Here is a 1,881-nt window from a genome sequence, read left to right as displayed (position 1 = left end):
ATACCGAGCATGTCGAGTTCGCTGATGAGGTCGGTGACGCGGCGCTGGGTGAGGATGTCGGCGTCGATCTCTTCGCAGAGGTGTTTGTAGACGTTGTACACCTCGCCCGTGTTGATGTTGTGGACGCCGTTTTTCTCCAGCGAGATAGTCGAGAAGAGGACGAGTTTCGACTGGGTAGGAAGGGTTCTGACGACTTCGACCACGCGGTCGAGTTCGATCTTGTCCTGTGCCTTCCGGACGTGCCCCTCCTCCACGCGCTCGGCCTGATCACGCTCGGCGAGTTCGCCCGCCGTTCGGAGCAAGTCGAGCGCGCGGCGAGCGTCACCGTGTTCCTGTGCGGCGAACGCAGCACACAACGGAATCACGTCGTCCGAGAGGGCGTCCTCCTTGAACGCCACTTCCGCGCGGTGCTGGAGGATGTCCCGGAGTTGGTTCGCGTCGTACGGCGGGAAGACGATTTCTTCTTCGCCAAGGCTGGATTTAACGCGGGGGTCGAGGAAGTCGGTGAACTTCAGGTCGTTGCTGATACCCATGATCGACACCCGCGAATTGTCGAGCTCCGAGTTCATCCGCGAGAGGTTGTAGAGGGTATCGTCGCCGGATTTCTCGACCAGTTTGTCGATTTCGTCCAGCATGATGACGACGACGCGTTCCTGATAATCGACGGCCTCGAAGAAGGTGTTGTACACGCGGTCGGTCGGCCACCCGGTCATCGGGACGGGTTCGATTTCCTCTGCGTCGGCTTCGAGTTCCTCGATTCGATCCTCGATTTCCGTCAGCGACGAGAAGTCGATGTTTTCGAGTTGTTGGGACTCGGCGGCGACGCCATCGCGGATATCCTGTAGTTCTTCGATTCGGCCCTCTATTTCGGCGAGGTTGTTCTCGATGAACTTGTTGGCGAGTTGCGCGAGGACACGATATTGCGTGTCGGTTATCTCGCAGTTGATGTACTCGACCTCGCAAGGAACCTCGTATTTCTGCGACGTGCGTTCCAGTTCCTGACTGACGAATTTGGCACTCGCTGTCTTTCCGGTACCAGTCTTTCCGTAGATCAGGATGTTCGATGGCGTCTCACCACGGAGTGCGGCGACGAGGATGGTCGCCATGCGGTTGATCTGCTCTTTTCGGTGCGGTAGTTCGTGTGGCGTGTAGGAAGGCCGAAGCACTTCCTTGTTCTCGAAAATCGGCTCGCCACTGAGCAGGTCGTCGAACAGGCCGTGGTTGCCGTCTTCGTCCGAGTCGTCCAAGACGACATCGTCCAAATCGATACCCTCGAAACCACGACTCGTGTGGCCGTCTCGTTCGTTCGGCGAGTCTGTATTTTCGTCTGACATACGTCGGCTGTGTACCCCTTTGTTTCCACTGGAATTGCACGCCGTGCGGAGAGAGACGGGAGGAAGCGGGGAATAGCGTCCCGATTTACTTCCCGGAGAAGCAACAGCGCGTCCAGTTGATGCAGATGAAAAAGAGGTACAGCACAGTACTAAAATCTTTCTCATCGGTCGAATGATGAACGAAAAAGGTTTTTTGCACGTTTCACGCTGAAACGGCATCGTTTCGGCTCGAATTACCGGGACCAGAGAAAGAAGAATTGATAGCTTGAGGAGAATAGTTGGGAGGATAGATCGGAAGGTTAGATCGAAAAGATAGATCGGAAACCAAGATTGAAGAAGTAAACGGAGTGGAAGAAGTGGAGTTGGGACAATTGGGGTTGGAGGGAAGGTGCTGAACGGCGCAACGGGGTCGGCGGGTCGGTTGTGAGGCACATGGAAAGATAGCGATACCGAGCGGACAATTCGAGACTCCCTTTCCGAATCAGCGTACCCGTACGTTTCGACTGGAGAGGGAAGGAAAATTGGAGGTGTGGGATCGATATCGGAG

1 protein-coding gene is annotated in these 1,881 nt (G+C 55.8%); it reads right to left on the bottom strand.

From position 1 onward, the window contains the following. Positions 1-1,334 (bottom strand): Cdc6/Cdc18 family protein (locus tag WBV42_RS18005; protein ID WP_423987246.1); only part of this gene is annotated, 1,334 nt, incomplete at its 3' end. Between the last annotated feature and the right edge of the window lie 547 nt (positions 1,335-1,881).

Source organism: Haladaptatus sp., from assembly GCF_049589095.1.
GTDB lineage: Archaea > Halobacteriota > Halobacteria > Halobacteriales > Haladaptataceae > Haladaptatus.
This window is presented reverse-complemented; position numbering and strand designations above follow the sequence as displayed.